This window comes from Winogradskyella sp. KYW1333, from assembly GCF_003335675.1.
Classification (GTDB): Bacteria; Bacteroidota; Bacteroidia; order Flavobacteriales; family Flavobacteriaceae; genus Winogradskyella.
In genome coordinates this window covers 1-11,833 of sequence record NZ_QPHL01000008.1, presented here as the reverse complement: position 1 = coordinate 11,833, position 11,833 = coordinate 1, and the positions used below count along the sequence as shown (strand labels likewise).

The window sequence follows — 11,833 nt, the reverse complement described above, 5'->3', positions numbered from 1 at the left end:
ATATGCACATAATTTAGTTTTTATTTAATAAAAATCTCGTTCATCAATGTTAGCAAAAAAGGCTGAAAGAATTAATTTCTCTTCTATTGTAAATAGAACAGATTACCCAGACTTTTTGGATATCCAAATTAAATCCTTCCAGGATTTTTTCCAATTAGAAACAAAGTCAGAAGAAAGAGGAAACGAAGGGTTGTACAATACCTTCATGGAGAACTTCCCAATTACAGACACACGTAATCAATTCGTTTTAGAATTTTTAGATTACTTTATTGATCCACCTCGATATACGATCGAAGAATGTATTGAAAGAGGATTAACATACAGTGTGCCTTTAAAAGCAAGATTGAAATTATATTGTACCGATCCAGAGCACGAAGATTTCGAAACTATTGTACAGGATGTATATTTAGGTACTATTCCTTACATGACTCCAAGTGGTACTTTTTGTATCAATGGTGCTGAGCGTGTAGTTGTATCTCAGTTACACCGTTCACCTGGTGTTTTCTTTAGTCAATCATTTCATGCTAATGGTACAAAGTTGTATTCTGCAAGAGTTATTCCTTTCAAAGGGTCTTGGATAGAATTTGCTACAGATATCAATAGTGTAATGTATGCTTACATTGACAGAAAGAAAAAGTTACCTGTTACAACATTATTCCGTGCAATTGGTTTTGAGCGCGATAAAGATATTTTAGAAATATTTGATCTAGCAGAAGAAGTAAAAGTTTCTAAATCTGGATTAAAAAAAGTAATTGGTCGCAAACTTGCAGCACGCGTTCTTAACACATGGCACGAAGATTTTGTTGATGAGGATACAGGTGAAGTTGTATCTATAGAACGTAACGAGATTGTATTAGACCGTGACACTATTGTAGATAAAGAAAATATTGAAGAAATTCTTGAGGCTCAAGTAAAAACAATTCTTTTACACAAAGAAAGTGCGCAACAAGGAGATTACGCAATTATTCATAATACATTACAGAAAGACCCAACAAACTCTGAAAAAGAAGCTGTTGAGCACATTTATCGACAATTACGTAATGCAGAACCGCCGGATGAGGAAACTGCACGTGGTATAATTGACAAATTATTCTTCTCTGATCAACGTTACTCTTTAGGTGAAGTAGGGCGTTACAGAATGAATAAAAAATTAGGTTTAGATATCGGAATGGATAAGCAAGTACTTACCAAAGAGGATATTATTACCATTATAAAATATTTAATTGAGCTAATAAACTCTAAAGCAGAGATTGATGATATCGATCACTTATCTAACCGTCGTGTACGTACAGTTGGTGAACAATTATCATCTCAATTTGGTGTTGGTTTAGCAAGAATGGCACGTACGATTCGTGAAAGAATGAATGTTCGTGATAACGAAGTGTTTACTCCAATCGATTTGATTAATGCAAAGACGTTGTCTTCTGTAATTAATTCGTTCTTTGGTACAAACCAGTTATCTCAGTTTATGGATCAAACTAACCCATTAGCAGAGATTACTCACAAACGTCGTTTATCAGCATTAGGACCTGGTGGTCTGTCTAGAGAAAGAGCTGGTTTCGAGGTTCGTGATGTTCACTACACACATTATGGACGATTATGTCCAATTGAAACACCAGAAGGACCAAACATTGGTTTGATTTCTTCACTTTCAGTATTTGCTAAGGTTAATTCAATGGGATTCATTGAAACACCGTACAGAAAAGTTGAAAAAGGGGTTGTTGATATTAAAAATGCACCAACATATTTGAGTGCAGAGGAAGAGGAAGAGCAAATGATTGCTCAAGCAACTGTAGAAGTTGATGGAAAAGGTAAGATTCAACATGATAAAGTAATTGCACGTCAAGAAGGTGATTTCCCAGTGATTGATCCAATGAATGTTAATTACACAGATGTTGCACCTAATCAAATCGCTTCAATTTCGGCTTCATTGATTCCATTCTTGGAGCATGATGATGCAAACCGCGCATTGATGGGGTCTAACATGATGCGTCAGGCCGTACCATTATTACGTCCTGAATCACCAATAGTTGGTACGGGATTAGAACGTCAAGTAGCATCAGATTCTAGAGTTTTAATAAATGCTGAAGGAGATGGAGTGGTTGAATATGTAGATGCAGATAAGATTGTAATTAAATACAAGCGTACTGAAGAAGAAGCTATGGTTAGCTTCGATAGCGATGTCAAAGAATATCCATTAGTAAAATTTAGAAAAACTAATCAGGGAACTTCAATAAACTTAAAACCTATCGTCCAGAAAGGTGATAAAGTAACTAAAGGTCAAGTACTTTGTGAGGGTTATGCAACTCAAAATGGAGAACTTGCTCTAGGTAGAAATATGAAGGTAGCGTTCATGCCTTGGAAAGGTTATAACTTCGAGGATGCAATTGTAATTTCAGAAAAAGTTGTTCGTGACGATATCTTTACTTCAATTCATATTGATGAATATTCCTTAGAAGTTAGAGATACTAAATTAGGTAACGAGGAACTTACAAACGACATACCAAATGTTTCAGAAGAAGCAACAAAAGATCTTGATGAAAATGGTATGATTCGTATTGGTGCTGAAATTAAGCCAGGTGATATTTTAATTGGTAAGATTACACCGAAAGGAGAATCTGACCCAACACCAGAAGAGAAACTATTAAGAGCAATCTTTGGTGATAAAGCTGGTGATGTTAAGGATGCTTCTCTTAAAGCTTCTCCATCATTAAATGGTGTTGTAATAGATAAAAAGTTATTCGCGAGAGCGGTAAAAGATAAGCGTAAGAGAGCTCAAGATAAAGAAGATATCGAGAAGTTAGAAGACGCTTATGATAACAGATTTGATGATCTTAAAAATATCTTAGTTGAAAAACTATTTGCAATTGTGAATGGTAAAACAGCTCAAGGTATTTATAATGATTTAGGAGAAGAAATCATTCCAAAAGGTAAGAAGTACACTTTAAAAATGTTAAATGCAGTTGATGATTATACGCATTTAACTTCTGGAAAGTGGACTACTGATAACCATACTAATGAATTGGTAGCTGATTTAATCCACAATTATAAGATTAAAGAAAATGACCTTCAGGGTTCATTGAGACGTGAGAAGTTTACAATTTCTGTTGGTGACGAATTACCTTCAGGTATTATTAAACTAGCTAAAGTTTACATTGCTAAAAAGCGTAAACTTAAAGTTGGTGATAAGATGGCAGGTCGTCACGGAAATAAAGGTATTGTTGCACGTATTGTACGTCAGGAAGATATGCCTTTCTTAGAGGATGGAACTCCTGTTGATATTGTATTGAATCCACTTGGTGTACCTTCTCGAATGAATATCGGTCAGATTTATGAAACTGTATTAGGTTGGGCAGGTCAAAACTTAGGTCGTAAATATGCGACTCCAATTTTTGATGGTGCAACTTTAGATCAGATAAATGAGTTTACCGATGAAGCTGGAGTACCTAGATTTGGACACACACATCTTTACGATGGTGGTACTGGAGAAAGATTTGACCAAGCTGCAACAGTTGGTGTGATTTATATGATCAAATTAGGTCACATGATTGATGATAAGATGCACGCACGTTCAATCGGACCATACTCATTAATTACACAACAGCCATTAGGTGGTAAAGCACAATTTGGTGGTCAGCGTTTTGGTGAGATGGAAGTATGGGCACTTGAGGCTTATGGAGCATCTAGTACATTGCGTGAAATCTTAACTGTTAAATCAGATGACGTTATAGGTAGAGCAAAAACTTATGAGGCAATCGTTAAGGGTGAGCCAATGCCAGAACCAGGACTACCAGAATCTTTCAACGTGCTTATGCACGAATTGAAAGGATTAGGATTAGATATTAGATTAGAAGAGTAAAACTTAGGTGTATAACTTCAGTCTGAAAAAGATTGAAGTTATGTGCTGAATACCATAAATAAAAATGGCAAGAAAACAAGATAAGAATACAGTACAGAAGTTTAACAAAATTTCTATTGGTTTAGCATCACCTGAGTCTGTTTTAGCAGCATCTCGTGGTGAGGTATTAAAGCCAGAAACTATTAATTATCGAACTCACAAACCAGAACGCGATGGTTTGTTCTGTGAGCGTATATTTGGTCCTGTAAAGGATTATGAGTGTGCTTGCGGTAAATATAAAAGAATACGTTACAAGGGTATTATTTGTGACCGTTGTGGTGTAGAAGTTACTGAAAAGAAAGTGCGTAGAGATAGAGTAGGACACATAAACCTTGTGGTACCTGTTGCACACATCTGGTACTTCCGTTCTTTACCAAATAAAATAGGATACCTCTTAGGATTACCATCTAAGAAATTAGATATGATAATCTATTACGAGCGTTATGTGGTTATTCAACCAGGTACTGCTGTAAATGCTGAAGGTGAGCCTGTACAAAAAATGGATTTCTTAACAGAAGAAGAGTATTTAAATATTCTAGAAAACCTACCGCAAGAAAACCAATATTTAGAAGACTCAGATCCAAACAAATTTATTGCTAAGATGGGTGCGGAGTGCCTGATTGATTTATTAGCAAGAATTGATTTAGATGAATTATCATACGATTTAAGACATAAGGCTAACAATGAAACGTCTAAACAACGTAAAACTGAGGCTTTAAAACGTTTGCAAGTTGTTGAAGCTTTTAGAGATTCAAATAAAAATAGAGAGAACAGACCAGAGTGGATGATTATGAAGGCTGTTCCTGTAATTCCACCAGAATTAAGGCCTTTAGTTCCTCTAGATGGTGGTCGTTTTGCGACTTCAGATTTAAATGATCTTTACCGTCGCGTAATAATCCGTAACAATCGTCTTAAGAGACTTGTAGAGATTAAAGCACCAGAGGTAATCTTACGTAATGAAAAGCGTATGTTGCAAGAATCTGTAGATTCCTTATTTGATAACACACGTAAGTCGTCAGCAGTAAAAACGGATTCTAATAGACCATTAAAATCATTATCAGATTCGCTTAAAGGCAAGCAAGGACGTTTCCGTCAAAACTTATTGGGTAAGCGTGTTGATTATTCTGCACGTTCGGTTATTGTTGTTGGACCAGAATTAAAATTATTTGAATGTGGATTGCCAAAGAATATGGCAGCAGAATTATACAAGCCTTTCATCATTAGAAAATTAATTGAAAGAGGTATTGTAAAAACTGTAAAATCTGCAAAGAAAATTATAGATAGAAAAGAGCCTGTAGTTTGGGATATCTTAGAAAATGTTCTTAAGGGGCATCCAGTATTACTAAACCGTGCTCCAACGTTACACAGACTTGGTATTCAAGCATTCCAGCCAAAACTTATCGAGGGTAAAGCGATTCAGTTACACCCATTAGTGTGTACTGCATTTAATGCTGATTTCGATGGTGATCAGATGGCTGTGCATTTACCTTTAGGGCCAGAGGCAATATTAGAAGCACAACTTTTAATGCTAGCGTCTCATAATATATTGAATCCAGCCAATGGTTCTCCTGTAACGGTACCTTCTCAGGATATGGTACTTGGTCTTTATTATATGACCAAGTTACGTAAGACAGATAAGGACTATACTGTAAAAGGTGAAGGCTTAACGTTCTACTCGCCAGAAGAAGTAACTATTGCTTACAATGAGAAGAAGGTAGACTTAAATGCTGGTATTAAGGTAAGAACTAAGGATTTTAACGAAGAGGGTGAATTAACAACTCAAATAATTGAGACTACAGTGGGTAGAGTGCTTTTCAATGAAAAAGTACCTGAAGCTGCAGGTTATATAAATGAGGTATTGACCAAGAAATCCTTAAGAGATATTATTCATGGTATATTAAAGGTGACTTCTGTTCCAGAGACGGCAGAGTTCCTAGATGAAATCAAAACATTAGGATATAAGTTTGCATTCCAAGGTGGATTGTCATTTAGTTTAGGTGATATTATTATTCCTCAGGAAAAGCATTCTATGATCGACGCTGCAAATAAGCAGGTTGATGGTATTATGGGTAACTACAATATGGGTCTTATTACCAATAACGAACGTTATAACCAAGTTATTGATATCTGGACTTCTACTAACGCTGAATTAACGGAGCTCTCTATGAAGCGTATCCGTGAAGATCAACAAGGATTTAACTCAGTATTTATGATGTTAGATTCTGGTGCTCGTGGTTCTAAAGAGCAGATTCGTCAGTTAACAGGTATGCGTGGATTAATGGCAAAACCTAAAAAATCTAATGCAGGTGGTGGTGAGATTATTGAGAATCCGATTCTTTCAAATTTTAAAGAAGGACTATCGATTTTAGAATACTTTATCTCTACTCATGGTGCGCGTAAAGGACTTGCTGATACGGCTCTTAAAACGGCTGATGCTGGTTATCTAACACGTCGTTTGGTAGATGTATCTCAAGATGTAATAGTTTATGAGGAAGATTGTGGTACATTAAGAGGTATAGAGGTTTCTCCACTTAAGAAGAACGAAGAAGTTGTTGAAAAACTAGAAGAAAGAATTGTAGGTAGAACATCATTAAATGATGTATTCGATCCTATGACAGAAGAACTTCTTGTTGAAGCTGGTGGACATATTGATGATGTAATTGCAAAGCGAATTGGTGACTCAGCTATAGAATCTATAGAGGTTCGTTCACCATTAACATGTGAAGCTAAAAAAGGTATTTGTGTTAAATGTTACGGACGAAATCTGGCAACCGGTAAGATGGTTCAACGAGGCGAAGCTGTAGGTGTTGTTGCGGCACAATCAATTGGTGAGCCAGGTACACAACTTACGCTACGTACATTCCATGTAGGCGGTATTGCAGGTAACATTTCTGAAGAGAACAAATTAACTGTTAAGTTTGATGGAGTTGCTGAAATTGAAGATTTAAAAACGGTTAAATCTAAAGATAATGAAGGTAATGATGTAGATGTAGTAATCTCCAGAACTTCAGAGTTAAAGTTAGTAGACGCTAAAACAGGAATCGTTTTAAGTACTAATAATATTCCTTACGGTTCACACTTATTTGTTAAGCCAGGTAAGAAAGTGAAGAAAGGTGATGTAATTTGTCAATGGGATCCTTACAATGGAGTAATTATTTCGGAATTTGCTGGTAAAGTGAAGTATGAAAACATTGAGCAAGGTGTAACTTATCAAGTTGAGATTGACGAACAAACAGGTTTCCAAGAAAAGGTAATTTCAGAATCTAGAAATAAGAAGTTGATCCCAACATTATTAATCGAGGATTCTAAAGGCGAGACTATCCGTTCATATAACTTACCAGTAGGTGCGCACATTATGATTGATGATGGAGATAAGATTGAAATCGGTAAGATTTTAGTTAAGATACCACGTAAGTCTGCTAAGGCAGGTGATATTACTGGTGGTCTTCCTCGTGTAACTGAATTGTTCGAAGCACGTAACCCATCTAATCCTGCTGTTGTAAGTGAGATTGATGGTGTTGTGTCATTCGGAAAGATTAAGCGTGGTAACCGTGAGATAATAATAGAATCTAAATTAGGAGAGATTAAAAAGTACTTAGTTAAATTATCTAATCAAATCCTTGTACAGGAGAATGATTATGTAAAAGCTGGTATGCCATTATCTGATGGTTCTGTAACACCTAATGACATTTTAAATATTAAAGGTCCGTCTGCAGTACAACAATACTTGGTAAATGAAGTACAAGAAGTATATCGTTTACAAGGTGTGAAGATTAACGATAAACATTTTGAAGTTGTTGTTAGACAGATGATGCGTAAGGTTAAGATTATAGATTCTGGTGACACTATTTTCTTAGAAAACCAATTAGTTCACAAATCAGATTTCATTGAAGAAAATGATAAGATTTTTGGGATGAAGGTGGTTGAGGAAGCAGGTGATTCTGAGAACTTAAAATCTGGACAAATTGTAACTGTAAGACAATTACGAGATGAAAATTCAATCTTAAGAAGAGAGGATAAGAATCTTGTTACTGCTAGAGATGCACAACCTGCAACTGCTACACCAATCTTACAAGGAATTACAAGAGCATCATTGCAGACTAAATCGTTTATATCGGCAGCTTCGTTCCAGGAAACTACAAAAGTTCTTAACGAAGCAGCTGTAAATGGTAAAGTTGATACATTAGAAGGACTCAAAGAAAACGTTATTGTTGGTCACAGAATACCAGCAGGAACAGGTGTTAGAGATTATGATAGTATCATTGTAGGCTCTAAAGAAGAGTTTGATGAAATGATGAAAGCTAAAGAAGAAATGAACTTCAACTAGTAAATAAGATTCCTGCGAAGGCAGGATTATACTATACAAAAGCCTTCATTCTATTTTGGATTGGAGGCTTTTTTAATAAATAAAAAAATAACTATAGATATAATCAAGATGGCAGACGAAAAAAAGAATCCTAAAAAAGGACAAATTAATATTGAGCTAGACGAGAAAGTAGCAGAAGGGATTTATTCTAACTTGGCTATAATCAACCATTCGGTTTCAGAATTTGTGGTTGATTTTGTGAGTATAATGCCTGGTTCTCCAAAAAGTAAAGTAAAGTCTAGAATTATATTAACGCCACAACATGCGAAACGGTTGGTTAAGGCTTTAGGTGATAATGTGGCCAGGTTTGAAAAGGCACATGGTGAAATTAAGGATTACGAACAACCGCCAATCCCACTGAATTTCGGACCAACAGGTCAGGCTTAAACTTAATTGAATCAAGGTTTCTCGATATGTTGCCACGTAGCAAATGCCAATTTTATTGAATTTTGGACCAACGGATCAGGTTTAAATCGAATTGATTTAATATAGCTCAACATGTGCCCATACAGGAAAAGCTAATTTCATTGAATTCCGAACCAAAAGCATGAGTATAAATGCAAACCATAAAAAATGAAATACCCTCTAAAAAGCAATATAGAGTATCATTTTTTAGATGTTCAGTATCGAAAAGTTATGCAACTTCTTTTTCCTTTTGTTTTAAATAATATTGTAATGCTCCAGAAGGACATCTTTTTATTTGTTTGATAATTTTTTTGGTTTTTGCGCCATCTAAATCAATCCATGGAATAACGGAATGTCTAAATACTTCAGAAAGCTGTTTGGCACATAATTCGGCGTTGATACAACATCGTGGTTCGTAGGTTACAGTAATTTTATCATTACTGAAAACATTGTTATTTGTTTCCATAATAAGTAGATCAATTTGGGGTTAATCTTAAATGATTTTAAAAAAACCACTAGTAAATATACAACAAAATACCGTTTAATAACAAATATTATCGTTGAAATACAAAATTAAATACTGGTTTATGTGAAAAGAGTAACGAAATTAATCAAACTCAGAAGTCATATGAAAGGTTATACTTGGGTATTTTTGCTGTGTCATTTGTAATGAGAACATAGAATCTGCCAAAAATACCAATTGCCCTTGTTTGTCTTTTGCTAAATACCGTTGTTTCACTCTTAAAAACTCTTTAAACTCCTCATTTTTTTCGTCATCGGTTTGCACCCAACAAGCTTTATGAACATTTAAGTTTTCGTAAGTACATTTTGCACCATACTCGTGTTCTAGCCTATATTGAATTACTTCATATTGTAAGGCACCAACCGTACCAATAACTTTTCTACCATTATAATCTAATGTAAACAACTGCGCTACACCTTCATCCATAAGCTGATCAATTCCTTTATACAATTGCTTTGCCTTCATAGGATCTGCATTATTAATATATCTAAAATGTTCTGGTGAAAAGCTTGGGATTCCCTTATAGTTAATTATCTCACCCTCAGTAAGAGTATCTCCAATTTTAAAATTTCCAGTATCTTGTAAACCAACTATATCACCAGGGTAGGAGATATCGACAATCTCTTTTTTCTCTGCAAAAAAAGCATTGGGGCTTGAAAATTTCAATTTCTTATTATGTCTAACATGTAAATAAGGCGTATTACGCTTAAACTCACCCGAAACAATCTTTACAAAGGCCAAACGATTTCTATGGTTGGGATCCATATTGGCATGTATTTTAAAAACAAAACCAGTAAATTTATTTTCGTCTGGCTTTACCAATCGTTCCTCACTATGTTTCGCTCTTGGTTTTGGTGCAATCTCAACAAAGCAATCAAGTAATTCCCTAACACCAAAATTATTTAATGCTGATCCAAAAAATACGGGTTGCATATGGCCATTGAGATAATCGTCCTTGTTAAATGCGGGATAAATACCTAAAACCAATTCTACCTCCTCACGCAAAGTGTTTGCGGCAGATTCGCCTACTAGTTTTTCTAGCTTTTCAGATTTTAAATCAGAGATTTCTACTGTATCATTAATATGTTGTTTGCTGTCATCTGTAAAAAGATTGACATTCTTTTCCCAAATATTATAGATTCCCTTAAAGTCGTAGCCCATTCCTATTGGGAAACTTAGAGGAGTTACTTTTAGCCCTAATTTCTGTTCTACTTCATCTAAGAGGTCAAAGGCATCCTTACCCTCACGATCTAGCTTATTAATAAAAACAATCATTGGGATATTGCGCATTCTACAAACTTCAACTAACTTTTCAGTTTGTTCCTCAACTCCTTTCGCTACATCTATAACCACAATAACACTATCAACGGCCGTTAGAGTTCTAAATGTATCTTCGGCAAAATCCTTGTGACCAGGTGTGTCTAATATATTTATTTTAATCCCATTATACTCAAATGCTAAAACAGAGGTAGCAACAGAGATGCCACGCTGGCGTTCAATCTCCATAAAATCGCTCGTAGCACCTTTTTTAATCTTGTTGCTTTTTACGGCACCTGCTTCTTGGATGGCTCCACCAAATAAGAGCAGTTTTTCCGTTAGTGTGGTTTTACCAGCATCTGGGTGTGAAATAATTCCAAATGTGCGACGTCTATTAATTTCTGATTGAAAACTCATAGTTGTTTTTAAGGAAGTGCAAAATTAAAATAAACTTCAAGAAAAATGAGATAAGATGATATAAAATAAATATAACCTTTAATCAGATTTTATGTTTTTCAACCAATTTTTAGGAACGTAATCGAAATTATTATGTCTATATTATTGGTTTACTGTACTTTTTCCAAAATTATTATTGTAAGTTTATTTTGTTAAGCAATGCATAAAAATTTGTCCCAAATAACTATAAATAGCCTATATCTTTCTAAAGTGGATTCAATTATATCTTCTTAGGCCAGTTCTGGCTTTATGTTGTTATTAGACATGTTTTAAAAATTAAAGCTTAGTTTAAGCTCCTTGACATTAATTTTCTTGCTAAAAAAATATGTGCATTTTAACCAGTCAATATGCATATCCGACGAATGGTTAAAAACATTTATTTTAATTAAAAATATACATTAACTATATAATAATATGAAAATCTCTACTCGATTCTCGTTAACTAATTTATTGTTAATATTTAGTTTATTCATTTTTGGAGGACTTCAAAGTTACTCCCAGTGTTCTATAACAGATATTAGCTCAAATAATGAATCAATTTGCAATGATAATGGAACACCAACCGTTACTACAGATGACACTTTTACTGCAGATATTACGGTAATATTTTCAGATGCACTTACGACAGGTACATTAGATTTAACTGGTGATGGTACGGCTTCGGTTTCCGTATCTGGGTTAACTTCACCTCACACATTTGTTGGAGTAACTTTACCTGCAAATGGAAGCGATATATCCTTAACAGCAACCTTTTCAGACGATGTTACATGTATATTCACAAATAATACAGTCACTACAGCCCCATTTGAGTGTAGTGATGATGTGTGTCCGGATATTATACCACCTGGCAATCCAACCGCGCCATTGACAAGTGCGGAGGTAACTTTTGATATTGATAATCCAGGGGATAATTCACTGCCTGCTACCT

6 protein-coding genes are annotated in these 11,833 nt (G+C 35.0%); 4 read left to right on the top strand and 2 right to left on the bottom strand.

The features are described from left to right. Positions 1 to 46 precede the first annotated feature (46 nt). The 3 genes from rpoB to DUZ96_RS00270 all read left to right on the top strand — a co-directional run bounded on the left by rpoB (position 47) and on the right by DUZ96_RS00270 (position 8,651). Positions 47 to 3,859, top strand: a complete 3,813-nt coding sequence (rpoB, locus tag DUZ96_RS00280; protein ID WP_114299317.1) for a DNA-directed RNA polymerase subunit beta — start codon at positions 47 to 49, stop codon at positions 3,857 to 3,859. Positions 3,860 to 3,923: 64 nt separating this feature from the next. Then, complete coding sequence (gene rpoC / locus DUZ96_RS00275; protein WP_114299315.1) at positions 3,924 to 8,225, top strand: DNA-directed RNA polymerase subunit beta'; 4,302 nt, start codon at positions 3,924 to 3,926, stop codon at positions 8,223 to 8,225. A 108-nt stretch (positions 8,226 to 8,333) separates the two neighbouring features. Further along, the gene (locus DUZ96_RS00270) at positions 8,334 to 8,651 is read left to right on the top strand and encodes a DUF3467 domain-containing protein (protein ID WP_114299425.1); all 318 of its coding nucleotides are present in this window, start codon (positions 8,334 to 8,336) and stop codon (positions 8,649 to 8,651) included. 247 nt (positions 8,652 to 8,898) lie between these two features. On the opposite strand, the gene DUZ96_RS00265 is transcribed toward DUZ96_RS00270, so the two are convergent. Further along, positions 8,899 to 9,135 carry a (4Fe-4S)-binding protein gene (locus DUZ96_RS00265; RefSeq protein ID WP_114299313.1) on the bottom strand — a complete coding sequence of 79 codons (237 nt, stop codon included), beginning with the start codon at positions 9,133 to 9,135 and terminating at the stop codon, positions 8,899 to 8,901. 141 nt (positions 9,136 to 9,276) lie between these two features. Beyond that, on the bottom strand, positions 9,277 to 10,866 hold the full coding sequence (locus tag DUZ96_RS00260) for a peptide chain release factor 3 (RefSeq protein WP_114299311.1): 1,590 nt from the start codon (positions 10,864 to 10,866) through the stop codon (positions 9,277 to 9,279). A gap of 453 nt (positions 10,867 to 11,319) precedes the next feature. Between DUZ96_RS00260 and DUZ96_RS00255 the strand changes: the two genes are divergently transcribed. Continuing rightward, the coding region (locus tag DUZ96_RS00255) for a hypothetical protein (RefSeq protein WP_147267036.1) at positions 11,320 to 11,833 on the top strand (514 nt) is incomplete at its 3' end.

What these genes read in the sequence shown, in the direction of transcription:
- DUZ96_RS00265 (WP_114299313.1), bottom strand. Translation starts at nt 9,135, where the DNA reads ATGGAAACAAATAACAATGTTTTCAGTAATGATAAAATTACTGTAACC.
- rpoC (WP_114299315.1), top strand. Translation starts at nt 3,924, where the DNA reads ATGGCAAGAAAACAAGATAAGAATACAGTACAGAAGTTTAACAAAATT.
- DUZ96_RS00270 (WP_114299425.1), top strand. Translation starts at nt 8,334, where the DNA reads ATGGCAGACGAAAAAAAGAATCCTAAAAAAGGACAAATTAATATTGAG.
- rpoB (WP_114299317.1), top strand. Translation starts at nt 47, where the DNA reads ATGTTAGCAAAAAAGGCTGAAAGAATTAATTTCTCTTCTATTGTAAAT.
- DUZ96_RS00260 (WP_114299311.1), bottom strand. Translation starts at nt 10,866, where the DNA reads ATGAGTTTTCAATCAGAAATTAATAGACGTCGCACATTTGGAATTATT.